The sequence below is a fragment of the Streptomyces sp. NBC_01433 genome (assembly GCF_026340105.1).
Classification (GTDB): Bacteria; Actinomycetota; Actinomycetes; order Streptomycetales; family Streptomycetaceae; genus Streptomyces.
In genome coordinates, this window is the sequence record NZ_JAPEPM010000003.1 from 353,099 (window position 1) to 376,995 (window position 23,897).

The 23,897-nt window shown below is 69.6% G+C and carries 22 protein-coding genes and 3 pseudogenes; 13 read left to right on the forward strand and 12 right to left on the reverse strand.

Annotated elements, in window-relative coordinates; genetic code table 11:
• Positions 1-213 precede the first annotated feature (213 nt).
• Together OG413_RS38395 and OG413_RS47020 are read right to left on the reverse strand one after the other, a co-directional pair.
• Entirely contained in the window at positions 214-687 is a 474-nt protein-coding gene (locus OG413_RS38395; RefSeq protein WP_266814289.1) for an NUDIX hydrolase, read from the reverse strand.
• Between the two features lie 306 nt (positions 688-993).
• Positions 994-1,521 (reverse strand): GNAT family protein, encoded by a 528-nt coding sequence (locus OG413_RS47020; protein WP_323138019.1) that lies wholly within the window; start codon positions 1,519-1,521, stop codon positions 994-996.
• A gap of 578 nt (positions 1,522-2,099) precedes the next feature.
• Here OG413_RS47020 and OG413_RS38405 point away from each other — a divergent pair.
• Both OG413_RS38405 and OG413_RS38410 read left to right on the forward strand, forming a co-directional pair.
• A complete protein-coding gene (locus OG413_RS38405) occupies positions 2,100-2,450 on the forward strand; it encodes a hypothetical protein (protein ID WP_266813824.1) in 351 nt (116 codons plus the stop codon).
• A gap of 60 nt (positions 2,451-2,510) precedes the next feature.
• A pseudogene (locus OG413_RS38410) lies at positions 2,511-2,654 on the forward strand (IS5/IS1182 family transposase); the annotation flags it as partial.
• 185 nt (positions 2,655-2,839) lie between these two features.
• On the opposite strand, the gene OG413_RS38415 reads toward OG413_RS38410, so the two are convergent.
• Complete coding sequence (locus OG413_RS38415) at positions 2,840-3,430, reverse strand: hypothetical protein (protein WP_266813826.1); 591 nt, start codon at positions 3,428-3,430, stop codon at positions 2,840-2,842.
• A gap of 1,401 nt (positions 3,431-4,831) precedes the next feature.
• Between OG413_RS38415 and OG413_RS38420 the strand changes: the two genes are divergently transcribed.
• Both OG413_RS38420 and OG413_RS38425 read left to right on the forward strand, forming a co-directional pair.
• Positions 4,832-5,614 carry a sirohydrochlorin chelatase gene (locus tag OG413_RS38420; RefSeq protein ID WP_266813828.1) on the forward strand — a complete coding sequence of 261 codons (783 nt, stop codon included), beginning with the start codon at positions 4,832-4,834 and terminating at the stop codon, positions 5,612-5,614.
• A gap of 331 nt (positions 5,615-5,945) precedes the next feature.
• The gene (locus OG413_RS38425) at positions 5,946-6,644 is read left to right on the forward strand and encodes an alpha/beta hydrolase (RefSeq protein WP_266813829.1); all 699 of its coding nucleotides are present in this window, start codon (positions 5,946-5,948) and stop codon (positions 6,642-6,644) included.
• A 104-nt stretch (positions 6,645-6,748) separates the two neighbouring features.
• Here OG413_RS38425 and OG413_RS38430 read toward each other — a convergent pair whose 3' ends face one another.
• Entirely contained in the window at positions 6,749-7,096 is a 348-nt protein-coding gene (locus tag OG413_RS38430) for a hypothetical protein (protein ID WP_266813831.1), read from the reverse strand.
• Positions 7,096-7,359, reverse strand: a complete 264-nt coding sequence (locus tag OG413_RS38435; RefSeq protein ID WP_266813833.1) for a hypothetical protein — start codon at positions 7,357-7,359, stop codon at positions 7,096-7,098. Before OG413_RS38435 ends, OG413_RS38430 begins: the two co-directional genes overlap by 1 nt.
• A 264-nt stretch (positions 7,360-7,623) precedes the next feature.
• Here OG413_RS38435 and OG413_RS38440 point away from each other — a divergent pair, with 264 nt between their 5' ends.
• From OG413_RS38440 to OG413_RS38450, 3 genes are all read left to right on the forward strand, one after another.
• The gene (locus OG413_RS38440; protein WP_266813835.1) at positions 7,624-7,995 is read left to right on the forward strand and encodes a YciI family protein; all 372 of its coding nucleotides are present in this window, start codon (positions 7,624-7,626) and stop codon (positions 7,993-7,995) included.
• On the forward strand, positions 7,992-9,203 hold the full coding sequence (locus OG413_RS38445; RefSeq protein ID WP_266813837.1) for an RNA polymerase sigma factor: 1,212 nt from the start codon (positions 7,992-7,994) through the stop codon (positions 9,201-9,203). Before OG413_RS38440 ends, OG413_RS38445 begins: the two co-directional genes overlap by 4 nt.
• Positions 9,204-9,803: 600 nt before the next feature.
• Positions 9,804-11,012, forward strand: coding sequence for a serine hydrolase (locus OG413_RS38450; RefSeq protein ID WP_266813839.1), 1,209 nt, complete (start codon positions 9,804-9,806; stop codon positions 11,010-11,012).
• A gap of 135 nt (positions 11,013-11,147) precedes the next feature.
• On the opposite strand, the gene OG413_RS38455 is transcribed toward OG413_RS38450, so the two are convergent.
• A complete protein-coding gene (locus OG413_RS38455) occupies positions 11,148-11,738 on the reverse strand; it encodes a lytic polysaccharide monooxygenase (protein WP_266813841.1) in 591 nt (196 codons plus the stop codon).
• Between the two features lie 588 nt (positions 11,739-12,326).
• Here OG413_RS38455 and OG413_RS38460 point away from each other — a divergent pair.
• From OG413_RS38460 to OG413_RS38470, 3 genes are all read left to right on the forward strand, one after another.
• Positions 12,327-12,548 (forward strand): hypothetical protein, encoded by a 222-nt coding sequence (locus OG413_RS38460; RefSeq protein WP_266813843.1) that lies wholly within the window; start codon positions 12,327-12,329, stop codon positions 12,546-12,548.
• Positions 12,541-13,632 (forward strand): response regulator, encoded by a 1,092-nt coding sequence (locus tag OG413_RS38465; RefSeq protein ID WP_266813844.1) that lies wholly within the window; start codon positions 12,541-12,543, stop codon positions 13,630-13,632. The genes OG413_RS38460 and OG413_RS38465 overlap by 8 nt, the downstream gene beginning before the upstream one ends.
• A gap of 137 nt (positions 13,633-13,769) precedes the next feature.
• Positions 13,770-14,057: a hypothetical protein gene (locus OG413_RS38470; protein WP_266813846.1), complete on the forward strand. Its 288-nt coding sequence runs from the start codon at positions 13,770-13,772 to the stop codon at positions 14,055-14,057.
• A gap of 150 nt (positions 14,058-14,207) precedes the next feature.
• Here the strand turns inward: OG413_RS38470 and OG413_RS38475 are convergent, their stop codons facing one another.
• From OG413_RS38475 to OG413_RS38490, 4 genes are all read right to left on the reverse strand, one after another.
• Complete coding sequence (locus OG413_RS38475) at positions 14,208-14,561, reverse strand: SCO4225 family membrane protein (protein ID WP_323138002.1); 354 nt, start codon at positions 14,559-14,561, stop codon at positions 14,208-14,210.
• Positions 14,562-14,667: 106 nt separating this feature from the next.
• Positions 14,668-15,345 (reverse strand): response regulator transcription factor, encoded by a 678-nt coding sequence (locus OG413_RS38480; RefSeq protein WP_266813847.1) that lies wholly within the window; start codon positions 15,343-15,345, stop codon positions 14,668-14,670.
• Entirely contained in the window at positions 15,330-17,714 is a 2,385-nt protein-coding gene (locus OG413_RS38485; protein ID WP_266813849.1) for a histidine kinase, read from the reverse strand. Before OG413_RS38485 ends, OG413_RS38480 begins: the two co-directional genes overlap by 16 nt.
• A gap of 255 nt (positions 17,715-17,969) precedes the next feature.
• Positions 17,970-19,460: an MFS transporter gene (locus OG413_RS38490; protein WP_266813851.1), complete on the reverse strand. Its 1,491-nt coding sequence runs from the start codon at positions 19,458-19,460 to the stop codon at positions 17,970-17,972.
• Between the two features lie 137 nt (positions 19,461-19,597).
• Between OG413_RS38490 and OG413_RS38495 the strand changes: the two are divergent.
• Positions 19,598-20,342, forward strand: a pseudogene (locus OG413_RS38495) (class I SAM-dependent methyltransferase).
• Between the two features lie 90 nt (positions 20,343-20,432).
• Here the strand turns inward: OG413_RS38495 and OG413_RS38500 are convergent.
• Both OG413_RS38500 and OG413_RS38505 read right to left on the reverse strand, forming a co-directional pair.
• Entirely contained in the window at positions 20,433-21,170 is a 738-nt protein-coding gene (locus tag OG413_RS38500; RefSeq protein WP_266813853.1) for a MerR family transcriptional regulator, read from the reverse strand.
• Positions 21,171-21,288: 118 nt separating this feature from the next.
• Positions 21,289-21,693 (reverse strand): VOC family protein, encoded by a 405-nt coding sequence (locus OG413_RS38505; RefSeq protein WP_266813855.1) that lies wholly within the window; start codon positions 21,691-21,693, stop codon positions 21,289-21,291.
• Between the two features lie 303 nt (positions 21,694-21,996).
• On the opposite strand from OG413_RS38505, the pseudogene OG413_RS47025 reads away from it, so the two are divergent.
• Positions 21,997-22,140 (forward strand): annotated as a pseudogene (locus OG413_RS47025) (transposase); the annotation flags it as partial.
• A 310-nt stretch (positions 22,141-22,450) separates the two neighbouring features.
• Entirely contained in the window at positions 22,451-23,863 is a 1,413-nt protein-coding gene (locus OG413_RS38515; protein WP_266813859.1) for a S41 family peptidase, read from the forward strand.
• Positions 23,864-23,897 lie beyond the last annotated feature (34 nt).

Genomic DNA, 23,897 nt, shown 5'->3' on the forward strand with positions numbered 1-23,897 from the left:
CGAACGCAAAGGTGGTTGGGAACTCACCTTCGCCGGTTCCGGCTGCACCGACAGCCTCGGGAGACGGAATACCGCCTGCTCTCCCAGTACGGCCACTTCATCAGTGCCGCCGTGAGACCACCGAGGCACTGCTGCCCACCCAGCCTCAGCCGGCCCAGCCGTAACGCGCGGTCGAACGCGCGAGGTAGGTGCTGGTGTGCCTGCACCTGTGCCTCAGTGCTGGATCAGGCCGCCCACCGGGACGGGATCGACGTGGCCGGTTGCCGGAACGGTCCGGGCAAGCGCGAGGCCGATGTCGACCAGCGATGACCGGCGGAGGCGAGTCACTTCGGAAAACGGAGTCCACACCGACTCGGCGGTCTCACCGTTCGGCTCAGGCCGGAGTCGGCCGCTGGTGATGCGGACCCGGTAGAAGATGCCGACATTCTGGTGCTCGGGCCCGCCAGGGATGATGCGTTCGGCTGCGGGAATCACCCGCGAGTCCACACCCAGCAGGCGTTCGACCAGCGCGTCGCAGCCGGTCTCCTCGGCGACCTCCCGGATCACCGCGTCGAACGGATCCTCGCCGTGCTCGACCCTGCCGCCCGGAAGGGTCCAGTTCGTCTCGCCTTTCGGCGGTACGTGATGGGCGAGCAGGACCCGCTCGCCCTCGATGCACACGGCATACGCTGCCAGTCGCAAACTCATCCCCGAACCTCCCGTCGAACCCCGTCCCGAATCCCGGTTCCATGGCTTGCGGCCGTTGCTCGGCCGCCGCTCGGCCGCCGCTCGGCCGCCGCCCGGCGAACCCGCCCAAGAGGCTCGGATTCCGCCGTGGTCCAACATCCGAGCCTCGGCCCCCGCATCAGCAGGAGCCGCTGCCGCCCGCTCATCCAGATGCGGGAACAACTCTCCGAACCTCAAGGCGAGTTGATTCCTCGTTTCCCGTCACACGCTCGTAGCAGATCAACGAACCGCGCAGCCGGAAGCAACACGTTGATTCTCTGCGAGCCCTCAGTCGCCGAGGATCCGCTCCCACAGCAGCCCGTCCCGCCAGCTCCCGTCGAGAAAGATCGAGGAGTGCGCGACGCCGTACGGGCTGAACCCGTTGCGGCGCAGCACCCGCTGCGACGGCAGATTCTCCAGATTGGTGGACGCCTCGGCGCGGTGCAACCCGAGTTCGTCCGTCATCACCCGGAGGGCAAGCCCGACGGCGTGCCCGGCATGCCCTTGATTCTGGGCGACACAGGCGATCCAGTATCCGACGGAGCCGCGGCGCAGGTGCTGCTGCGGCAGGATGCCTCCGACGGTGACCTGCCCGATCACCTGGTCGTCGGCGAGCACCACGCCCGGCCAGACCGTGCCGGCCCGGTATCCGGCCAGCAGGCTGTCGATCCGCTCCGCCTGGCCCTCCGGGGTGAAGAAGTCGGCCGGCTGGGCGGGTTCCCACGGCCGGAATGCCTCCAAGTCCCGCGCCTGATGCGCGGCGATCGGTGCGGCGTCGGTGGGCTCTATCAGGCGGATTCTGGTGCTGCTGGGCATGGTTGATCCTCGTCGTGGTGCCTCGGATGAGACGGCCAGCCTAGGTGAGTGAGCCTGCGCCGCCGCACCCTGCGCCCGCCGGAGATCGTTCTCCCCCGCGTGGGTGACGATCATCCTGCCGTCGAGCGACATCGAGGGAGTGACCGTGTCGCTCCAGTCCGTGCCGGTGCCGGTGCCGGGGTCGGCGGGGAGTCTGTGCAGCGGGCCCAAGGAGCGTTCCGCGGCGGCGCGTACTTCGAACCATGTTGCCTTCCCGTCCTGCTGGAAGTACGCGGCGTGTTTTCCGTCGGCCGACACCATGACGTACTGGATCTCGTCGCCGGAGGGAACCCGTACGCTGCGCACCCGCCCGGTCAGCGCGTGCACGAACAGGGTGGCCCCGGAGCGCTTGGACGCCGCGAGGACCATGTTGCCGTCCGGCTCGTGTCGAAGACGTTCTCCCCGAGGCTGCCGGAGAGCACCCGGTCGTAGTTCGTGTTGTGGAGGTACTGCCGCAGCAACTCGTTCTTGGCCTTCTGCGTCGGGAGGCGCCGAGAGCTGCGCGCTCCTGGCCGCTCCGGCGTTCCGCGACGAAGAGCATGCCGAGCACCAGGGCGAACGCCACGGCCGTGGACGGCCCGGAGAGCAGGGCCCTGCGACGGCGGGCTGGGGTGCGGCGCTGGGCCCGTCCGGCCGCCAGATCGTTCCGCTCGGCCTCGCTCAGTGCCGCCGTCGTTCTGTTCATCACGGCTCTGCGCAACGGCTCGACATCACTGGTGGCCGAGAAGCAGGGCGAGGCGTGGCAAGGAGGAGGTGGCTTCGGCGTCCAGGTGCCGAAAATGGTCACCTTCAGCAGCGACAGCCGTCGGGAAGGGTTCTCCTGGGTCACTCGCAACACCCGCCGCGGCGAGGGGCTGGTCTGCGGCGGGTACGCCAAGCCCGCATCGTGACGCGGCTGGCCCAAGAAGGGCGGGCGATCGGCTCCGCCCACGTCCCGGGCCGCTCGTAGGGGCCCGAAAAGTGGTCCCGGCCCGGTCGGCCGCGCACGGCCGGGCAGCGGACACCACGTCCTCGTCGACGGGCAGGCCATCCCGCTCGCGGTGTCCCTGACAGGCCGAAACCACACCGACGTCACCCAGCTGATGCCTATGATCGCCACCGACCAGGTTGGGGGCGGCGGGGGCAGTTCCTACGATCCCATCGCCGGTTCCGTCCGTACGGGGTCTCCGCAGGCTGAGGGGCGACGGGCCGGTACGGGGCGGAATCGGCAGAGGCCCGAACCGGGACAGCCCGTCATCCTTGCAGGGGTGCCGGCCACTGCTGGAGCGTTGACCGCGAGTTACTCAGCCGCAGCTTCGGCCTCGTCGCGGGACGCGGCAGCGGCCGGGCTGTAGAAGACGGAGCGTCCCTGCTTTGAGCGCTCCAGCAGTGCCTGTGCGACACCCTGTTCCAGAGTGCTGCGCACGACGGTCACCTTCACATCGCGGTGCGGATTGGCCTCGGTCAGGGCCGCAGCGATTTCGGCCGCGGACTTGGGCTCGTGATGCCCGGCGAGGTATTCAGCGATCAGCTCACGCCACGTCGGCTCACCGGAACTCCGGGCAGGGGCGCTGTGTCCTTCCCCTGTCGCAGGCTTTGACCTGCGCGAAGCCTTCTGGGCAGTCGCTTTGCGCTTGGGGCGCAGAGGCGCGGCGACAGCGGCGGCCTTCCGCCCCTTGCCGGTCTTGGTGGCCGGTGCGGTGGCGCCGCCGAGGACGTCCTGCATCTTGACCAGGACCTGCTCGCTTTCCTCCAGCTGGACAAGTTCGTCCTGCAGCCGAGTCAGTTCGGCACGTACGCGTTCCTGCTCAGTCTGGTTGGCTGAAAGGTCGTCGGCGATCCTCTGCGCGTAATCTGCGGTGAGACCGGACGTGGGTGTGTTTTCAGACATGGGATCCTCGTCTATTCATGTGCGCCAATCGGGTTGTAGCGGCTGATGTTACCCAGTAAAGCGGAGACACCGGACCGATGCGTGGTAGAGCAACTCGGACCCGACCTCGCAACGGGCTTGGGTGCGACCGAAAATCGTCCAAGCCAGAAACGTCGGCTGACATGGGTGAAGCGCCGCCTACCAGCCAACTCGGCTCATCATTCCGAGGCTCTGGACCCCTGCCGTACTACTGGGCCGGGTCGCGGACCTGGTGGCCCGGGTTACTCAGGCCGAAGCCGACGTCAGCCTGATTCTCTCTGTGACCCGGTGTCCGGCGTGGGCGGAACGGCTTCCGGTAGCGGTGGGGCTACGTGGCGCGGCCGTGGGCTGAGGTCGTACTCGGCTGGATGCCGCTGGTCGGAGAGTGCGCCGTGCGCCCGATGTCCGCGTTGCATCGCGGGGTTCCCCTATCAGCTCAGCATCTGTACGTGGTCAGCTGCCTGCTGGGCTGCGGGCGGCGGAGGGTCGGCGCCCGCGCGTTGAACGCGATGAAGACGTGCAATTCGAATGTGGCGACCGTTGGCTCTACTTGGAGGGAGAGTCTCGTCAAGTCAGCCTGACCTGGGGTGACATGCAGGGAGCGGCGGAGCAGTTCCGCAGCATCCGGGTCGAGCACATACGACGGGTCGCGTTGCCGACACCTCTTACCTGATCGTGGTCGCCCACGCGGACTTGGGACCGGGCCTCCTCACGCGGACGACTAGGAGCGGCTCGCCGACTGCCTCTCCCTGACTCGTCACTCCCTGCCGCGTGCGTCGGCGGGTACACCGCGGAAAGGGCGCCGACAGCGCTGCGGAGGCCATCGCGGATGGAGGGGTTGACCATTCGTAGCCGTGGGTGTGGAGAGGGCGGCAGTTCAGACGGCCGTGGTCGTGTACGTACACCGGGCCGCGCAGCAGTTACTCGGCATCCGCCCTCCACTGCCGGTTCCGCGTCGTCCACGAACTGCGGGCGGCGAGCATGGAGCCGCCGAAGTAGTTGACGTGGTAGCCGCGGGGACGAGTTCGCCCCGGTTTCGGTCGGGGAACATGTCGGGTGGGGCATGGACGAGGGCCACAGCAACGGCGGCAGGGCTGTGGGTGGTGTGCCGTGTGCTGTGTTCCGGTGCGGGCAGCCCTGCCTCCGCCGGCCCTTGGGGCTGCTGCCGAGGATGGTGAAAGGGCTGTCGGCGATCAGGAACCGCGGCACCGGCATCGCGGGGACTTACCGCGCGGTGTCATTGGGACTGACCGCCCGCCACGTGCCTCCGGCCGGGCCTGTGGAGTTGACCGATCGCGCCGAAAGTTCGGTCACGGACGGTAAGGTAGCCATCACTCAACTTCGCCCACGCCGCGTGACGAGAGTGGTACGACAGTGACTAACGTGATTGAGACGCCGCATCAACAGGCCGCCGAGTCCGGCGCGAGCGCGCTGCTCCTTCTGGCGCACGGCAGTATCGACCCCCAGTCGCAGGAGTCCACTCGCGCGCTCGCCCATGCGGTCGGGCTGTCCCAGGCATGCCGGGTCGAGGTCGCGTATCTGCGGCATGCCCGTCCCAGGGCGCGTCAAGTGCTGCGCACGCTCGCCGAGACCGGACACGACCGTGTGGTTGTGGTGCCGTTGCTGTTGACGTCCGCGTTTCACGCCCGAGTCGACCTGCCCAGGGCGCTGACCGACCCCCCGGCCCTGGTGCCGGTGGTGACGCCGGTGCTGGGCAGTTCTCCGGAGGTGCCCGACGAGCGGCTGATCGCAGCGTTGCGGCGCCGTCTCACCGAGCTGGATGTCGAGTTCGACGCTGTGGTGGTGGCGGCCGCGGGCAGTAGCGATAGTGATGCCTGTTCGTCGGTGACCGCCATGGCGTCCGCGTTGGGCGCGAACCTCGGTCTGCCGTGCCTGGCCGGTTTCGCGTCGACCGCGTCGCCGACGGCCGCGGAGGCGGTAGCGCAACTCCGCCTCGCGGGAGCACGCCGGGTCGTGGTCGCGTCCTATTGCTTTGCTCCTGGTCTGCTGTTTCGCCGGGCAGCCGACGCGTCGACCGAGGCAGGCGCGGTCGGCATCTCCGAGCCGCTGGGCGACGCGCCTGAACTGGTCGGGCTCATCCTGGAACGCTACCGCGAAGCCTGCGACGTGCAGACGGGAGCGGGAGTGTCAACTGAAGTGCTCTGACGGGGCTTTCGTTTGATTCAGGCGCTGTAGGTTGGTTGGGAGGCGAAGGGTCTCGTCCGTGTGACTGTGTGGAAAGACCTCCACCGGGCGCGGCGAGCCCGAGTTCCGGAGGAGGCAGCGATGATCTCGAAGACCTCTCCAACCCGGCGATCGGCCACCACCATGCCGATGCCCGCGCACCCCTCACGGCTTCCCGCGTCACCCACCGCCTGAGGGCGAAGAAGCTACTGGATCCACTTCTGCGGCAGGCAGACGAGGGCTTCATCCGCCCGGTTTTCGCCGTCGGCCGAGGCGGTGGCGACGGGCGGTGGCGTGGCGACAGGATGGTCGTATGCAGCCGATCTTCGTTCTTGTGCACAGTCCGTCGGTGGGTCCCGCCACCTGGCATCCGGTGGCCGAGCAACTGACCGCGGCGGGATATCAGGTGCGGGTGCCGTCCTTGCTGCATGTGGGCGCAGGTGAACCACCGTTCTGGCCCCGGATCGTCAAGGCCGTCCGGGACGACCTCGGGGAGATCCCTACGGGTCGCTCGCTCGTGCTGGTGGCGCACAGCAACGCGGGGCTGTTCGTCCCGTCCATTCGCTTCGGGCTCGACCAGCCAGTGATCTGCTCGATCTTCGTCGACGCCGCGCTGCCGGCCCGCACCGGACCCACCCCGGTGGCCCCGCCCGAACTGCTGGAGTTCCTCCGTCCCATGGCGGTGAACGGCACACTGCCGCGCTGGACCGACTGGTGGGACGAGGCTGACATCGCGCCCATGTTCGCCGACCCGGCAACACGGCAGAAGGTCACCGCCGAGCAGCCCAGGCTTCCACTCGCCTACTACGAGCAGCACATCCCGGTCCCCGGCGGCTGGGACGACCACCCCTGCGCCTACCTCCTGTTCGGCCCCCCGTACAACGACATGGCCACCGACGCCCGCGAACGTGGCTGGCGCACCGCGCACCTCCCCGGCGCACACCTGCACCAGATCATCGACCCAGTCGGCACCACCCGGCGCCTCCTCGAACTCACCGCCGGTGAAAGCTGACAACCACGCCACACCGGCCGCCGCTCATTGCTTCGCCCCCGTTATCCTTCTCGCGGCCCTGCAACGGGGCTGTCGGCCTCCGGCCCGGAATGACGGTGTCCCGTCTACCGAAATGATGGTCCGGGGGGTGGTGTCGCCGGGCCGAGGCCCATGGGGGCGAGCGGCACCGCCGACGCGGCGGGGGAGAAGCCCAGCACGCTCTGGAGGAACTGGGTCACCAGCAGGCCCGTACCAGCCACGCCGACGCCGACGCCGACGCCGACGCAGGCCAGCGCGACGAGTGCGGCCGTGAACGGGCGGTTGCTGAGCAGCCGTAGGTCCAGCAGCGGCGCCTTCGGCCGCAGTTGCTTCCTGCGTACGAAGATCATGCCGATGACCGCGCCGACGACAAGCGTCACTGCCGGCACGACGGCCATGCTCTCGACGGTCAGCTGCTTGATGCCGTACACCATCAGAAGGGCTCGCCACGAGCGAACAGCCCGACGACGGCCAGGTCCAGCCGCCCGGCCCGGTCGCCGAGCGTACCCATCGTGATAGCCAGGCCGGTCACCACGAGTCCGTAGCTGTCACTGATCCACAGCTGCTGGACATCGGTGGCACCCAGGTCGGCGCTAGCTGTGGGAGGACGAGAAGCAATGCTGTCTATGTCCATCGCGACGAGCGATGTCGGCAGCATGAGGACGACCAGTCCCAGTCGCGCCCGGTTGGCTCGCATATCCGAAACACCCTGCTTTCTTGACGCTTCGCCGGTTGGCCGGAGTGGCCGGAGTGGTCGAGAGCTTCTTGACCTCGGTACGGACGGCGATCCCCGCGTCCGCCGCGGTGGGGCGTCACGAGCAATGACGTCGTCGCGGGCCGGGCGACGCGACGGCGAAAATGTCCTGCGAGAGTTCGGGCAGGGATGTCAAGGCGACGGCGGCGGCTCCGACCAACAGGTCGAAGGGCCCGGCGGGGGCTCGCGAACCACGAGGAGTACGAGATGAAGTTCCTGATCGGCCTGCACATCAACCCGGCCGTGCTGGACGCGCTCAGCGATGAGGAGAAGGCGGCGATCGGCGACGGCCACGGCGCGTTCATCGAGGCGCTGAAGAAGTCCGGCGAGCTGATTGCCACGCAGGCGCTGGTCGACCCGTCACAGGCCGCCGTGGTGTCCGTACGCAACGGCCGGCCGGTGGTGACCGACGGGCCTTTCCTGGAGGCCAAGGAGTATCTGGGCGGCTTCTACCTGATCGACTGCGAGAACAAGGAACGGGCGATCGAGCTGGCATCGCGGATCCCGGACGCCGCGATCGAGGGTCTTGGGGTCGAGGTGCGCCAGGTGATGTTCGCTGACGGACAATTGGAGGCATGACAGCGCCCACCATCGAGGACCTGCTGCGTGAGTTCACGCCGCAGGTCCTCGGCACGCTGGTACGTCGGCACGGCCAGTTCGAAGGGTGCGAGGACGCCGTACAGGAGGCCGTCCTCGCCGCCGCCGTGCAATGGCCGGCCGAAGGTGTGCCGAACAACCCGCACGGCTGGCTGGTGACCGTCGCGTCCCGGCGGCTCATCGACCAGATGCGCAGTGACCGCGCGCGCCGGGAGCGGGAGGCGGCAACGGCCACCGAGGTGATCCCCGAGGAGGTGCCGGACACCGACGACACACTCGTTCTGCTGTTCCTGTGCTGCCATCCGACGCTGACCGCGGCCTCCCAGACCGCCCTGACGCTGCGGGCCGTAGGCGGCCTGACCACAGCCGAGATCGCCCGCGCGTTCCTGGTGCCGGAGGCCACGATGGCGGCCAGGATCAGCCGGGCCAAGCAGCGCGTCAAGGCCGCCGGCAGATCGTTCAGCCTGCCGGACGGCGCGGAGCGGGAGGAGCGGCTACAGGTCGTCCTGCACGTGCTCTACCTGATCTTCAACGAGGGCTATACCGCCTCCTCCGGCAGCGAGTTGCACCGCACCGACCTCGCGCAGGAGGCGATCCGGCTGGCCAGGACGGTGCACGCACAGCTGCCCGAGGACGGCGAGGTGACCGGGCTGCTCGCGCTGATGCTGCTGACCCACGCCCGCCGGGAGGCACGTACGACGTCGGACGGCGACCTGGTGCCGCTGGACGAGCAGGACCGTACGAGGTGGGACCACGAGCTGATCGACGAGGGCCTCGGGCTGGTCAAGGCGTCGCTGGCAGGCCCGGCGCTGCGGCCGTACCAGCTGCAGGCCGCCATCGCCGCCACGCACGCCGACGCGGCCACGACCGGGGAAACCAACTGGCCGCAGGTGCACGCCCTTTACCTGATCCTGGAACGGATCGCACCCAACCCGATGGTCACCCTCAACCGCGCCGTCGCGCTCGCCGAGACCGAGGGCCCGGCGGCCGGGCTGGCCCTGCTGGCCACATTGGACAGTGATGAGCGGATCGCCGGGCATCACCGGCTGCTGTCGGTACAGGCGCACCTGCTGGAGAAGGTCGGCGACACGACTGGGGCGTACGAGCGCTACCGGCGTGCCGCGAAGTCGACCGCCAGCATCGCCGAGCGTCGCTACCTGGAGTCCCGGGCCGGTCGGGTGAGAACGTAGATTCTGCCTCTGGCGGCGGGGCGGGCGCCGGGCCCGCACGCCTCCGCGTTCAACCGAGGGTGCAACGAGGTATCCGCCACTTCGGCGTCAGCCGGATCGAGTTCAACGCATCGGGCCCGGCGGCACTCGTGTACCTGACCTTCACGCAGCGGTGCGAGAGCGCTGACGCGCCCGCGCTCGCCGGCCAGATCACGTACCGAGCGGTCCCTCTCTCCCGCACCTGCTCCGGCGAGGCCGGCGACCGCATCGGAGGTGGGTCCGGCAACAGCCACACCGGGGCCACCAGCCTCTGCCGGGCACTGAACCCGCGGCCCCGGACGCTCCCTTACACAGGGGGCGCCCGAGCCCGCGTTGTTACGGAGGGGGTGGACAGGTAGCTGTCTCATAGGTCCCGGCCTTTTGGACCGTGGCGCCTCGACGAAGGTGGAGGCGCGGTGCTTCTCGCCGTCGGAGCCTGCGGTCAACCATTGCCGTGCCGCTTGCGGTCTATATCCCCGAGTGCGGGTCGCGAGCGTGAGAAGACGGACTGAGCACTGTGACCGCCGTTGGTTCGTGTCGGGACGGGGCGGGGGCGGGTCCCGGGGATGACGAGGAGCACACATGACTGTACGTCGGTCCAGGTCGCGCAGGTACGTGGTGGGGTCGGCGGTGGTGCTGGCGATGGCCACGACCGCGCTCACGGGGCCTGCGCGGGCATCAGCGGGCGGCCCCGGTCAGCCCGTCGGCCGCACCGGCCATGAGGAAACCCGGCAGGCACTGGACGCGGTTGTGCGGGCGGGCATCCCTGGGATCACGGCCCAGTCGCGGTCCGAGGACGGCATCTGGAAGGGGGCGGCGGGTGTGGGCAACCTCAAAACCGGCGCACCACGCGGTGCCGACGACCGATTCCGAATCGCCAGCATCACCAAGACCTTTGTCGCGACCGTCATGCTTCAACTGGAAGCAGAGAAGCGGCTCGATCTCGACGGGACGGTGGAGTCCTGGCTTCCTGGAGTGGTGCGCGGCCACGGTCACGACGGCCGGAAGATCACGGTTCGTCAGCTGCTCAACCACACGAGCGGCATCTTCGACTTCACCGACGACCCGGGATACGCGAGGAGGTATCTCGGCACCGGCTTTCTCAAGCACCGTTACGACACCAGGTCTCCGAAGGTGGCGGTGGACGCTGCCATGGCGCACGCCCCGGCCTTCGAACCCGGCACTCGGTACGCGTACTCCAACACCAACTATGTGCTCGCCGGTCTGATCATGGAAAGGGTCACCGGCCGTACCTATGAGCACGAGATCCGTACGCGGATCATCAAGCCGCTCAAGCTGCACGCCACCCTCGTGCCGGGTGACAGCTCGCGCATGCCCAAGCCGAGCAGCAGGGCGTACTCGACACTCGGTGACGACACCGATGCGGCCAGGGTCCACGACGTCACCGTCCAGAACGCGTCCCAGACGTGGGCCGAGGGCGACATGATCTCCGACGCGGGCGATCTCCATCGATTCTTCAGTGCCCTGATGCGAGGCAGACTGCTCGCCCCGGAGCAACTGAAGGCGATGAAGACCACCGTATTCGATTCCGGTTACGGTCTCGGGATCGAGCAGCTGACGACGAGTTGCGGCACCACGTTGTGGGGGCACGGCGGTGGCTGGATCGGCTCACTCTCCTACGCGGCGACGACGGATGACGGCAGCCACGCTTTGGCCTTCAACCTCAATGGGGACTGGAGCTCCGCCGGTATGGGCCGAGTGCTGGAGGCCGAGTTCTGCGGCGTCGCCACCCACGGGACCGCGTCGGAACCGGTCGGCCCCGGGCGGTGAGAACAGGGCCGGGCTCCGCTGTCACTCGTGCAAGCCTCCCGGGGGCGCTCCCGCCGGGGCGGGCGGCCCCACTTTCCTGGACCGCCCGCTCCGGGCCCGTTGCGCTTGCGGGCGCGGGCCGGGCTCAGGCCGGGCTCAGAAGGTGACGTCCGAGCAGGCGTAGAAGGCGTTGCCGGTGTCGGCGATGGTCCAGACACCGAGGATCAGGTGCTTGCCCGACTTCTGTGGCAGGACACCGGCGTGGGACACCGTGGAGCCCGGCAGGCGGCCGCCGAACGGCACGGTCAGGAACGGCTGCGACTCCAGGTCGGCCCGGGTGAGGGGCTTGGTGGGGTCGTATCCGTCCTTGGTGATGTAGTAGCGGAAGTCGGTCGTGGCGTGGCGTGCCTCGATCTGCCAGCGGAAGGTGTAGCTCTGCCCGCCGGTGATCTTCGTTGCCGGCCAGGCGCCGCCACGCGGGTCGTCGAGCTCGGAGAACCGGCCGTTGCCACCGGCGCAGAGGGTGCCGTCGACCGGGCCGCGGGCGGGGAAACCCTTCGGACCCTCGACGCTCGGCGGCTCCCACTCGATCTGGCCGCAGTTGTGCACGGTGCCGATGCCGCAGAGCTGCTGACGGCTGATGGGGGCATCGGTGTAGCCATGGCTCTGGGCGCTGCCGGTGGTGGCGAGGAAGGAGGCCGCGGCGATGCCGAGCCCGAGCAGTGATGAGGTGATCCTTCGGCGCATGCTTCGCTCCTGAGGGAGGTGTGGGGGCGCTGCGAGACGAGTGGGGAGGGCGCATGCTCCACTCCACTAGGTCTAGACCAACTCCGAGACTAGCCAGGGTATTTGGTCGTGTCCATACCAAGAATGGGTCGCCGGTGTCCGGGGTGGCGGCCGGCTGCCGGCCGGTGCGGCGCTTGCCGCGAACGCGGAGGGCCTCCTCGTCGGCATGCGTCGCCAGTGTCTACCCCAAGCGCTGAAATGCCGTCCGGGCTGAAATGCGGTCCGGATTGAAATACCCGTCCGGGCCTCGGAGCCACAATCGCTCCGGGGCTTCGTGCTGCCCGGCTCCGGACGGTGTTGCCCACACCGTGCCGGCAACGTTGCACGGCTACACACTGGCAACGTACTGCCCGGCCGGCACTCTGAACTGCGGGAACGACGACTTCGCCCGGGAGCGGGCCCGTGGCAACGACGGTTTTCGTTGCCTTATTCCTTGATCACGTACCGCAACGGCCCGGTGACGCACCATGCTGTGTGTCACCCACTTGGCCGTCAGTCGGGCGGGATACCTCTCCCGCCCCCGAGCGGGGCAGATGAATGGAGACTCACATGGATCGGCCTATGCTGCCGCTGAAAACGGCTCTGGTTTTCCTGCTGGCAGCGCTCAGCGGCACAGCGGCGGGGGCACTGTCCTGGCTGGCGGGGGAGGGCTCCCCGCGCAGCGTGCTCGCCTGCCTCGCCGTCGCCGGGCTGGCGATTCCGTTCTTCGACCGCCTGATCGCACCCGGGGAAAACGGGGGCGTCTGTCGGAAGGCGGAGGACCATGGGTGAACTGCGGCCCCTGGGGCAGGACCTGACGAGAGAATCACGCGCACTGGCCGAGGCCCTGCGGGAGTTGTTCGAGGGACTGGAGGTGTCCGTGCGCCGGTACGCGGCCAGACACCAGCGTGATCCCGGCACGTTCTCCCGCTACCTCAACGGGACCCGCTTACCTCCCTGGCCGGTGGTCATGGACCTGTTCGCCGACCTGGCCGAGCACCGCGGCACCACCGTCACCGCCGAGACCATCGAGTTCGTACGCGAGCTCTACGGGTCGGCCGTCGACGCCAACTCCTCCCCGAAACACGCGGCACAGATCATCGAGCAGCAACTGGCCGACGCCGACCGGGTCTCGCGCCGCTCCAGTGTCCGAGGCGACGTTTTGGGCGACGCCCTGCTGGACCGCAAGCACCGCATCGCTGACCTGGGAGTGCGGCTCAACCAGATGGAAGCGACGCTCAAGGCCGAGCGCGAGCGTGCCGGCCAGCTGGCCGCGGCGCACCCCGACGTTTCGGAACTGCTGGGGGAGCGTGACGCCCTGCGGCAGGAGGTGGCGCGGCTGGGGAGGGAACTCCAGGCAGCGCAGGAGCAACGGGCGGACGCGGAAGCCCGCTGCGATCTGCTGGAGCGCCAGCTGGAGGCCGTCGAGCATCCGGCGGCACTGCCCCAGCCCGCACCCCAGCTCATGCCCATGCCCAAGGTCCTTGTCGTGGACGACCAGCCCGACAACCTGCTCGCCATGACGGCCGTGCTGGAGACGTTGGACCAGGAACTCGTCACCGTCTCCTCCGGCCGGGAGGCACTGAAGGCGCTGCTCCACCACGACGATTTCGCCGTCATCATCATGGACGTGCAGATGCCCGAGATGGACGGCTACGAGACCGCCGCCCACATCAAGCGCCGGCCCCGCAACCGGGACGTACCGATCATCTTCCTCACCGCGATGGGCGTCGATCCCGAGCACACCGCGCGTGGGTACGCGGCCGGGGCGGTCGATTACATCAGCAAGCCCTTCGACCCCTGGGCCCTGCGCGCCAAGGTCGCCGTCTTCACCGAGATTCACCTCGAACGACGGGTCAGCCACCCGGCCCCTTAGGAGGCTTCGGCGGTCCCGCTTCCGGAGACGGGGAACGTTCGGTATCGCACGCCCGGCGAAGTCACCGTGACGCGGCAACGGTCGCCTCGCCGCCCAGGTGTTGCCTGCCGGGCCCGTTGCCTGGGACCGTGGCCCGTATGGTCGACACCTACTCGCGCGGCTATGTGCTCGCCGCCCGCAGGATGTTCTGCTCCGGGATCCTGCTGTTCCTTCTCGGTCTGGCTTCCCTCTGGGCCGTGACGCGCCACTCCGCCAACTCGTGGGAGTGCGACCCGGCATGCCGACTTTCGACCAGCACCACATGGGAGGTCGCCGAATGGGCGGGCGGCGCACTCGCCGTGCTCGGCTGCATGCTGGCGGTTGCCTCATTCCTGATGATCAGGTGGCGCGGGCCGCGGACCCAGCCGGGCAAGGACGGCCCGTAGCGGCCCGGCCTCGGCTGTACCCGCCGTACAAGCGGTACAGCGGGTACAGCCGAACGAGCCGAACGAGGCGAACGCCACAGTGGCGTAAGCGCTTTGGCGACATAGGGGGGCGAGCCATGTGCCGACCCCCCAAGGCCGACTGTCGGTCTCTCAGGCCGTCGGCGTGAAATCGCCCCGGCCCCGGCGCAGGGTGCGGACGCACCAGCCGATCAGCACGGCGTTCACCAGCGCTCCCAGAGCAATGGCGAAGATCGCCATGGAAATGTGGTCCGGCAGCACCAGCAGAACCAGGCTGACCGGTGCCGTGGCGAACGTCGGGATCACCCCGGCGAAGGACGCGTCGTCGCCGGCGTCCACCGTGAGCGCCCAAATGAGCAGGATCGCGCAGACGGCGAGGTAGACGAGTGCGACGACGCTGCTGAGCGCCTCACGCACGGTGCGCAGGAAAGGACTGCCGGACGCGGTCATGGGGCTGTGCTCCTCGTGTGTGGTGGACGTGTTCATGGGTGGTGTCCTTTCTGGTGGTGACTCGGCCGGCACGGCGTGCCGGTGGACCCGCCGACAGGAGCGGGGGGATGGGCTCGGTTCAGTGCGTCCCGGGGAATCGCGGTTACGCGGCGGGCGGGTTCGGGCGGGTGATGCCGAGGTCGTAGGCGAGGATCGTCGCCTGTACCCGGTCGCGCAGTCCCAGCTTGCGCAGCAGGGCGTTGACATGGGATTTGACGGTGCCGACGGTGATGCCCAGCTCCTCGGCGATCTCCGTGTTGTTCAGCCCCGAAGCGATCAGCGCGAGGACGAAGTTCTCGCGTGCGGTCAGCCGGTCCAGGATTCCCGGCTCGGCACCGGCCCGGGGCCCGGTGCGCGGGCCGGCGGCGTAATGGCTGATGAGGCGACGCGTCGCGGAGGGGGCGAGCACGCTCTCCCCGGCGGCCACCACACGGATGCTGTGCAGGAGTTCGGCGGCCTGGACGTCCTTGAGCAGGAAGCCGGAAGCGCCGGCGCGCAGCGCGTCGAAGACGTAGGCGTCGAGGTCGAAGGTCGTCAGCACCAGCACGCGCGGCCCGCCCTCGCGGCCGGTGAGAATGCGGGTGGCGGCGATTCCGTCGAGCTCGGGCATCCGTACGTCCATGACGATCACGTCGGGGGCGAGTTGTCCGGCCAGCCGGACCGCGGTGGCGCCGTCGCCCGCCTCACCCACCACCGTCATGTCCTGCTCCGCGTCGATGACGGCCGCGAAACCCGCTCGGACGACACTCTGGTCGTCGACGACCATCACCGTGATGGGCATCGGGGCCCCTCCTCGTCTCCCCGTTCCGGGGCGGGCGCCCCGGGATCCGAGGTGTCATTGTTCCGGTCGGAATTCTTCGCCGTGGGCCCCAGCGGCAGGCGCAGGAGTGCGGTACCCGGCTGTGGGGTGGACAGGCTGCCACCGAGGGCGGTCGCGTGCGCCGCCAGCCGCTCCTGTACGCCCGGACGGGTCGCGTGCGGGGCACCGGTGGCGGTGAGGCTCAGGACGCCGTCCGCCGCGTCGAGCACGAGTGAGGTGGGGCCGTCGTCACCGGCCGCCAGGAGGGTCTCCGCGACGCGGTAGGCGGCGAGGTCCACCGCGGCCGGCAGCCGCCGCGGAACCCTGGCGGTACGTCGTACCTCGACCTCGCGGCCACTGGCCCGGCACTGGTGGGCGAGCAGATCGAGCGCCTCCAGCGTGGGCTGCGGCCGGAGTTCGGCCGATGGCGCGCCGTCACGAACGGAGTCGAGCAGGGCGCGCATGGCGGCCAGCGCGTCACGGGCCCGGTTCGCCGTCTCCGCGAGCCGCCCCGCCTCGGCCGCTTCGACCACGTCCGCGGTGCGCGCGAGCACGGTCGTCTCCAGTCCGGCGGTGATGCGGCGGCGTTCGGCCCAGGCGTCCCGGACCGCCTCCCCGGTCCACGTGGCGAGGCGGTCGTCGTCCGCGGTACGGGCGGCCCGCTCGCGACGGCCGTACCGAACGCCCGCCCACCAGGCGGCACCCGCAGCCAGGCCCGCTCCGGCGCTCGCGAGCCCGGCCACCGCCACCGCACCCGCGCCACGGTCGGTGAGGAGTACCACGACGGTCGTGGCCGCCGCGTGCACGACGGCGAGCGCCACGGGCGCGGCCAGGCGGGGCGGCGCCGCGGTGTCGGCATCGGACGGAGTGCGGGACGCGAGCATGACGAGCGCCGCGCAGGTGGCGATCATGCTCATCAGGGGCGGCAGGACGACAGGCCCCGCGTATCCGCTCGCGGCCATCGCGGCCGGCCAGAGGGCGGCCAGCACGGCCAGGGCGACCAGCACGGTTCGTGGCGCCCGCCGCAGCCACAGCAGCGCCACCGCCTGAGCCGTGGCCAGCAACGCGAACAGCACTCCGGGCGAGACGCCCGACCCGCCGGACGCGTCGTCCGCCCGTATGACCAATACCGGCAACAGCGGTTGCAGGCACAGCCCCGCGGCTGCGGCGAACTGCGCGACCCGGTACGCCCTCGGCACAGCCGCCCGCGGCGGCCCCGCGACCCGTCCCGGCAGTAGCGCGCGCACTTCCCACCCGCCGTCGGGCGTCGGCCCGCTGCTCAGGGTGCCGCCCGCCTCGCGCGCCCGCCCACGCAGGAAGGTCTGGCCGCGCCCGCCGCCCAGGCCCGCGCCGGGTGCCGCAGCACCGGCGGGCGGGTCCACGGGCCCGTTCCGCACGATGACCTCCGTGCGGTAGTCGTCGTGGGTGCAACGCACCGTGGTGGGGGCGCCGAAGGCATGGCGGACCGCGTTGGTGAGAGCTTCGCGGACGATCCCGTACACCACCTCGTCGGCGGAGCCGCCCGGCAGGCCGCGGATGTCGCTGGACACGGGCTGTCCCAGGCTGCGGAAGCCGTTCACCAGCGCGTTCAGGTGCTCCCGAGGGGCCGGGCCGTCTTCCGCCGTGGGCTGTGGGGACCGGACGGCGCTCAACGCCTGTCCTACCTCGCGGCCGGTGTCGGCGGCGAACACCAGCGCCTCCTGGGCCAGCTCGGGGCGGCGCTCCCGCAGCCCCAGGGCCGCTTCGCAGGTGACCACGACGGCCGTCAGGTGATGTGCGCTGACATCGTGCAACTCCCGTTCCATGCGTCGGCGTTCGGTCGCGGGGAGACGGTCGCGCTCCGTCTCCGCCCGGCGCAGGCGCCGCTCGGCGGTGTCGCGCGCGGCGCGTACTCGGCGCAGGTGCAGTCCGGTGCCGCAAGCGGCCGCGTAGAGCAGGGTGGTGAGGAGGAGATCGAGGCCGTCGCGCTGACCGAGCCCGTGCAGCGTGATGCCGTGCAGCGCCTGCCAGACCTCAAGCGTCACCACACACAGCAGCGCGGTCGTGGTGTCCCGCTCGACGGCCACGGAGAGGAGGGCGAGGGCCACGCCGCCGGTGCCCAGAACCGCCACGGCACCGACGGGCAGCGGACCCGCGCCGAGCGCGCAGGCCGTGACGACCACCAGCAGGGCGAGCACGGGGCGAGCCCGCCGGGCGGCCAGCGCGATGGTCACCAGACCACCCGTCAGAGCGGCCGCGAGGAGCTGGGCGGCGGATGGCTCGACGCCGCGCAGCAGTGCCGCGCCGGGCCATACAGCGGCCTGGACGGCGAGCAGGAGGACCGGTAGGAGCCGGTCGTCGGTTCGTTGCATGATGTGACGAGGCTACGGTCGCCGACACCCGGCATGCCTCCGGCCGAAGGGGGATCGCCGCCTCTAACCGGAGGTAGAGACGGACCGGCGGCGGCCACCCCAGGGAGGACCGCAGGCGGAGCGCACCCGGCCGGCCTGTGCCGTCGAAACGGGGCCCTCACCGAGAAGCGTGGGCCGCGCGCCCCGGCTTCACCGCCACCCGCCGGGCGAAGCGGCCGGTGCTCAGCCAGAGGATGGCCCCCTCCACCGAGACGACTACCTGCTGTCAGCCCCGGTGCCGGTGCCGGTGTCGGCCGAGGTCCGAGCCGCCGTCTTCGCGGGCTCCAGGAGTTCCGCCGTACGTCGTGCCGTGCGCCCCGCCCACGAGCCGCTGGTCAGCGCGCCCACCAACAGGACGCACGCACCGCAGGCCGTGATGATCCACCAGGCCGAACGGCTCACGTCGATGAATCCCGTACGGTACGGCGCCGAGCCCACCGCGCCCACGGCTCCGCCCGCCAGCACCGCGCCGATCACCGCGACGCCCAGCGTCTGGCCGATCTGGCGACTGGTGGACGCGACGGCCGCCGCCACGCCCGCCTGGGAGCGGGGCATGCCGGAGACGGCGGTGTTGGTGATGGGGGCGTTGACCATGCCGAAGCCCAGGCCGAACAGAACGTATCCGGTGAACATCAGCGCCGTCGTCCGCTCTGCGTCGAACGCGGCGAAGAGGACACCACTCGCCGTCATCGCGGTCCCGGCGATCAACAGCGGGAGGCGCGGGCCGCGGCTGCCGACCAGCCGGCCCGAGAGCGGGGCGCAGACGAAGGTCATGGCAGCCATCGGGAGCATGTACAGCCCGGCGTGCAGTGCGGACAGACCTCGTACGTTCTGGAGGTAGAGCGTGTTCAGGAAGAGGAACCCGCCCAACGCCGCGAAGGCGCACACAGCGATGACGGTCGCCCCGCTGAACGGCGCACTGCGAAAGAACCGCAGGTCGATCAGTGGCTCGGCACGCCGCGGCTCGTACAGGACGAGTGCCGTCAGAGACAGGACCGACACGGCGGCGAAGGACACGATCAGCGGTGAGGTCAAGCCGGCCGAGGGGGCCTCGATGATCGCGTACGTCAGCGCGCCCAGCACACCGATGACCAGCAGTTGACCGACGGGGTCGGGCCGACGGGGCTTGGGGGCGCGGGACTCGGGAACGTACCGCCAGGTCAGCAGCAGGGCTGCGGCTCCGATCGGCAGGTTGATCCAGAAGATCGACCGCCAGCCGACGGAGTCCACCAGAAGTCCGCCGATGAGGGGGCCCGCCGCCATCGAGATACCCACGACGCCGCCCCAGACGCCGATGGCGCGGGCGCGCTCACGGGGCCCGGTGAAGGTATTGGTGATGATCGACATCGCGACGGGATTGAGCATCGAACCGCCGACGGCCTGCACCATCCTGAAGGCGACGAGCGATTCGAGGTTCGGCGCGATGGAGCAGAGCGCCGAACCGAGTGTGAACAGGACGAGACCGATCTTGAAAACCCGGCGGCGGCCGATCCGGTCGGCCGTCGACCCCGAGAGCATCAGCAGGGCGGCGAGGACGAGCGTGTACGCGTCGATCGTCCATTGCAGCCCGGATACGGAAGCGTGCAGTTCGCGCTGCATGGAAGGCAGGGCGACATTGAGGATGGTGTTGTCGAGGCTGACGATGAGGAGGCTCATGCAGCAGATCGCCAGCACGAGCATTTTCCGTCGGTGGCTCAGCTCGGGCATGCGTCGACTGTACGACCGACTGACACGTTTCTCGGTGGGAAACACCTGCCCGGCGCCATACCCGACGGGCGAGAGCGCGGCAGGCCGGGGCGAATAATCGCTGGACAGGGCTCGGGCAGACGGCGAGCGTTGGCGGCATGCGGCAGGAGAAGATCTGGGACGCCGATACCGCCCTCCGCTACGACACGCCAGGATCCGGCATGTCCGCACCTGAGGTCCTGGGCCCGACCGTGGACCGGCTCGCCCATCTCGCGGGGGGAGGGAGCGGCGCTTGAGTTCGCCATCGGGACCGGTCGGGTAGCGGTCCCGCTCGCCGGGCGAGGAGTGCCCGTCACCGGCGTCGAGTTGTCACTGCCGATGGTGGAGCGACTGCGTACCAAGGCGGACGACGCGACGATCCCCGTCGTCATCGGTGACATGGCGACCACGGTCGTGCCCGGAAAGTACACACTGGTCTACCTCGTCTACAACACGATCTCCAACCTGCTCACCCAGGCCGAGCAGGTCGAGTGCTTCCGCAACGCCGCCCGCCACCTCGCGCCCGGTGGGCGATTCGTGGTCGAGCTCTGGGTGCCCGAGCTGCGCAAGCTACCGCCGGGCGAGACGGCCACTGTCTGGCAGTCCGAACCGGACTGCATCGGTTTGGACACCTACGACGTCCTGCGCCAGCACGTCGTATCGCACCACTTCCGCTTCGACGAGACCACGCGGGCCACACTGTTCCGCAGCCCTCACCGCTACATCTGGCCGGCCGAACTCGACCTCATGGCTCAGCTGGCCGGATTCGAGCTGGAGACCAGGCACGCGGACTGGGCGGGCGCCGCGTTCACCGCCGAGTCGCGTTCCCACGTCTCGGTCTACCGAATCCCTCCAGCACGGTAGCCACGTTCCGGGCTCCCTGTTCCTGGAGAGCTGCGGCTCGGTACGGCGCCGCTGCCCACAAGGCAACCACTTGGGCAGGAGGCGCCGGTTTCAGCTGTCGTGCCCGGCGGACCGGCGCTGCTTTGCGCGGTGGGCGAGCGCATCGAGGATGCGTTGCCATGCCGGTGAGGCCTCGGAGATCCGGGACGAGACCAGCTTCAGGTACCCCGCCCGGTTGCTGTCTCGTTCGTGGGTGATCTCCCATGCGTCCAGGTCGTCGATGAGCCGGTCCAGGCGTGGATCGTGCGGATCCCAGTCGACCGATTGATCACAGGCGAGATACAGGCGCGTCGTCTCGGGATCGTCGAAGGCGGCGTTCTTGTCCCGTATCCGCTGCGGCATGACCTGCGGATCCAGTGCCTGCATCAGGATCCACGCGTCGCGCTCAAGCCGTACCCGCAGTTCGCTGACCCCGAGACCGCGCATCCGGTTCAGGATGGCGACCACCTCGGGGGGCAGGAAAAGCCTTTCACCTCCGGCCAGTTCGGCGATCCTGCGGCGGTATTCGGCGAGCTGGTCGATCTTGCGCTGCAATTCGGCGTCGATGTCGGTGATGGCCGCGGCGAACTCGGTCGGCCGCGCATGCAGCAGCGCGTCGATGCGGGCCAGTGGCACCCCCGCGTCGGCGAGGGTCCTGATCCGGATGAGATCCACCGCCGCTTGCGCGCTGTAGCGGCGGTAACCGGAGGCATCGCGCTCGGGCTCGGGCAACAGGCCGACGTGGTGGTAATGGCGAACGGTGCGCACAGTCACGCCGGCGGTTGCCGCGAGCCGGCCGATCGTGAGCACCGTCCTCCTCGGATCTTCGTGCAACGTGGTCGCGATGAGTTTACGGGGGACAGCCCTCAGCTTGACTTTCAGCCTTCGCCCCGGGGGAGAGGGCCGTACGATCTCCAGCTTCTGAGGGTCAGGAGTTGGTCCAGCGGCGGGTACTGAGGACCAACCGGTAACCGTCCGGATCTTCGATGCTGGTGCCCCAGGTGTCCCAGTACGGGTTACGGGCCCGCACGCGCTTGCCGCCATGGGCTTCCAGGCGGGAGAGCAGCGTTTGCGGGACCTGCTCGTCGAGGTAGACGACGAGCAGGTCTTCCTCGGTAGGTCGCGGTTCGACGGCTGCGTCGTGGACGAGCTCAAGGTGCCAGGAGGCGTCCGGCCAGCCGACCATCAACAGATCGTGCTTGTCCGGCCGACCTGCGCTCTCCGACCGGAAAAGTATGCTCAGCCCGAGCCCGCCGACCCAGAAGTGCGCCGCCGAGGCGAGGTCACGCGACGGCCGGGCGATGCGGATATGGCTCTGGCCGGTGGCGGGCATGTCATGCTCCTCGTCCTGAATCATGTTCTGGATGCGGCAGCGTATGGGGGAGTGACCCGGCGGGGCATCGGCCCAAAGGTTCAGGATCGACCGACCGTGAGTCCTACGACCATGAGTTCTGCGAGCGTGAGCCGATCCGGTCTTGAACAGTGCTCGAACTGGATCACTCACCTGAGGATGCGCCGGACAGGCGGACGGCCCTCGCTCGGTCCTGTGCTCCGTCACAGAGATTCGGGATCAACCGAAGGCCGTGTCGAGCGGCTGCGCGCGCTGCTCGCCGAGTTGCCGCTGCCCCGGTTGGAAGGCGGGCGCGTGCCCAAGCACGGGCCGGAGTTCAGCTTCGCCAAACCCGAGACCTGGCCCGAACCGGCGGTCACCACGGCCACCGACACCGTGAACTACGGCAAGGCCGAAGCCCAGGCGCGGGACCGGATCAACCCGATCCTGGTAGATGAAGAACAAGTTGAGGCGCGGAGCGCCGGAGTGCATTGTCCTGGCCACCGGCCGGACCCGGCCCGCGTCGGCCGAGCGCCGGCCCTTAAGGGTCTCCAACCCCTCTTGTACCTCTTTGGGTTGACCGGCCCGGTGCTCCTGGGGTGACGCGGTGGCGGAAGTGCCCACGGGACGATGAGGGCCGACCGCACCCATGGGGAGGAACAGAGTGACGTTATCGACGCTTTCCGTCGGGACTGAGGAATCAGAGAGATCCGGGCGACCCGGCGGCTCCGGAGGACCTGGGCGGCGGGCCCGGCGTGGTGTGCTCCTGGCGGCGGGGACCGTCCTCGCGCTGACCGGAACGCTGGGCACGGCCGCCGCCGCGCCCTCGGCGCCCGAAGTCCGCAAGAGCCTGTCGGCGGACGGGATCTGGCAGATGGACGGTTACGGGACCGCTCTCACCATCAGCGACGGGGTGATGCGCACCTGGGACACCACGGCCATCAGCTGCCGGCCCGCTATAACCGTACGTCAGGACGGTTCGACCGGCCCCGACGGTGCCGTCCGGTTCGCCCAGGACGGCGCCGTCCTGACCGTACGGCCCCAGACCGCATCGCGAGCCGTCTACAGCTACGACGGAGCGGTGGGCACCCAGCGGATGCGCCGGATCAGCGCCCTGCCGACCCCCTGCGGTCAGGATCAGCCGACCGGCCCGGTGGCGACGTTCGACGTGTTCTGGCAGACGTTCAAGGAGAATTACGCATTTTTTGCCGGCCGGGGGGTCGACTGGGACGCGGCCCGCGCGAAGTACCGGCCGAGGGTCAATGCCGCGACGCCTCCCGGAGAACTCTTCGACATCCTGGCCGCGATGGTCGCGCCGCTCCAGGACTCGCATGTCTCACTTGAGGCGGCCACCCCCGAACTCACCCGCTACGCCGAGACGATCCGGCCCGGCACGACCTCGCCCTCCCTGGAGTACGACGACCGCGTCCGGAAGTTCGTCGAACGGCGTGACCTGGGCGGAAAGCCGCTGGAAAGGCACGCCAACGGCGCGATCGGCTACGCGGAACTGCCGGGGGGCATCGGCTATCTGCGGGTGAGCCGCTTCATCGCCTACACGACCGGCGAGTACGGGCACGCGACCGACTCCCCCGAGCTCGCCCGGGTCCTGGACCGGATCATCACCCGGGCCCGGACCTCGGGCCCCGGCGCCTGGCGCGGGCTGATCATCGACATACGGGTCAACATGGGCGGGCTGGACGGGCTCGGGCTGCAGATCGCGAACCGGCTCACCAACCACCCGTACACCGCCTACGCCAAGCAGACCCGCAACGACCCGCAGGACGACACCCGGCTCACCCCGCGCCAGACCATGCGCGTGGTCCCGGCCGACGATTCGCCCCGCTACACCGGTCCGATCGCGCTGCTGACCAGCGGCTCGACCGTCAGCGCCGGCGAGACCTTCACCCAGGCGCTGGCCGAACGGCCTTCGCCCACCGTCCGGATCGGCGAGCACACCCAGGGGGTCTTCTCCGACACCCTCGCGCGCTCGCTGCCCAACGGCTGGACGTTCACCCTCTCCAACGAGAAGTACACCAACCGCCGCGGGCACAGTTTCGAGGGCCCGGGGATCCCCCCACACCTGCGCACACCGGTGTTCACGGAGAAGGAATTCGCGGCGGACCGTGACTCGGCGTTCGACCGCGCCAGAGTACTGCTCACCACCCGGCGCTGACCGGACGGTGAGAGCCGACAGCCATACCCAGGGG

Coding starts and splice junctions, on each gene's coding strand:
- OG413_RS38395 (WP_266814289.1), bottom strand. CDS start 687: ATGAGTTTGCGACTGGCAGCGTATGCCGTGTGCATCGAGGGCGAGCGG.
- OG413_RS47020 (WP_323138019.1), bottom strand. CDS start 1,521: ATGCCCAGCAGCACCAGAATCCGCCTGATAGAGCCCACCGACGCCGCA.
- OG413_RS38405 (WP_266813824.1), top strand. CDS start 2,100: ATGCCGAGCACCAGGGCGAACGCCACGGCCGTGGACGGCCCGGAGAGC.
- OG413_RS38415 (WP_266813826.1), bottom strand. CDS start 3,430: ATGTCTGAAAACACACCCACGTCCGGTCTCACCGCAGATTACGCGCAG.
- OG413_RS38425 (WP_266813829.1), top strand. CDS start 5,946: ATGCAGCCGATCTTCGTTCTTGTGCACAGTCCGTCGGTGGGTCCCGCC.
- OG413_RS38430 (WP_266813831.1), bottom strand. CDS start 7,096: ATGGTGTACGGCATCAAGCAGCTGACCGTCGAGAGCATGGCCGTCGTG.
- OG413_RS38435 (WP_266813833.1), bottom strand. CDS start 7,359: ATGCGAGCCAACCGGGCGCGACTGGGACTGGTCGTCCTCATGCTGCCG.
- OG413_RS38440 (WP_266813835.1), top strand. CDS start 7,624: ATGAAGTTCCTGATCGGCCTGCACATCAACCCGGCCGTGCTGGACGCG.
- OG413_RS38445 (WP_266813837.1), top strand. CDS start 7,992: ATGACAGCGCCCACCATCGAGGACCTGCTGCGTGAGTTCACGCCGCAG.
- OG413_RS38450 (WP_266813839.1), top strand. CDS start 9,804: ATGACTGTACGTCGGTCCAGGTCGCGCAGGTACGTGGTGGGGTCGGCG.
- OG413_RS38455 (WP_266813841.1), bottom strand. CDS start 11,738: ATGCGCCGAAGGATCACCTCATCACTGCTCGGGCTCGGCATCGCCGCG.
- OG413_RS38460 (WP_266813843.1), top strand. CDS start 12,327: ATGGATCGGCCTATGCTGCCGCTGAAAACGGCTCTGGTTTTCCTGCTG.
- OG413_RS38465 (WP_266813844.1), top strand. CDS start 12,541: ATGGGTGAACTGCGGCCCCTGGGGCAGGACCTGACGAGAGAATCACGC.
- OG413_RS38470 (WP_266813846.1), top strand. CDS start 13,770: ATGGTCGACACCTACTCGCGCGGCTATGTGCTCGCCGCCCGCAGGATG.
- OG413_RS38475 (WP_323138002.1), bottom strand. CDS start 14,561: ATGAACACGTCCACCACACACGAGGAGCACAGCCCCATGACCGCGTCC.
- OG413_RS38480 (WP_266813847.1), bottom strand. CDS start 15,345: ATGCCCATCACGGTGATGGTCGTCGACGACCAGAGTGTCGTCCGAGCG.
- OG413_RS38485 (WP_266813849.1), bottom strand. CDS start 17,714: ATGCAACGAACCGACGACCGGCTCCTACCGGTCCTCCTGCTCGCCGTC.
- OG413_RS38490 (WP_266813851.1), bottom strand. CDS start 19,460: ATGCCCGAGCTGAGCCACCGACGGAAAATGCTCGTGCTGGCGATCTGC.
- OG413_RS38505 (WP_266813855.1), bottom strand. CDS start 21,693: ATGCCCGCCACCGGCCAGAGCCATATCCGCATCGCCCGGCCGTCGCGT.